General features: G+C 58.1%; 1 protein-coding gene. It reads left to right on the top strand.

All coding sequences use genetic code 11. The annotated features are described in order from the left end of the window. Window positions 1-306: hypothetical protein (locus tag HMPREF2883_RS15225; RefSeq protein WP_218079125.1), on the top strand; the 306-nt coding region annotated here is incomplete at its 5' end. Between the last annotated feature and the right edge of the window lie 7 nt (window positions 307-313).

The following is a 313-nucleotide window of genomic DNA, read 5'->3' as shown; positions in this document are numbered from 1 at the left end:
ACAAGAGGGTTCGGCGGGCTCGAATCGTCAGGAAGCCTGCGTTATGTCGCCGGGGTGTCCACAGGAATGACATTGGACCCTCAGTCCACAGATTCGATCCAGCAGATCGGTGTGATTCCAACGATCTACCCGCCCCTCGCGCGTCAAGATCCTTCCAATGTCATTTCTGTGGACACCGAAGGGGCGACGCGCTCACCGCAGACCGAGGAATACTGCAGTCATGCAGCAGACAGAGGCGTATTCGCAGCATCTGTCGAAGGCGCTGTGACCTGCGCAGATGCTGGCGTCGGCCAGCTCTGTGAATAAGTCTCCT

Source organism: Actinomyces sp. HMSC075C01 (assembly GCF_001812965.1).
In the GTDB taxonomy this organism is placed as follows: Bacteria; Actinomycetota; Actinomycetes; order Actinomycetales; family Actinomycetaceae; genus Actinomyces; species Actinomyces acetigenes.
Note: the sequence above shows the minus strand (reverse complement) of the source record. Positions and strands in the feature narration are given on the sequence as shown.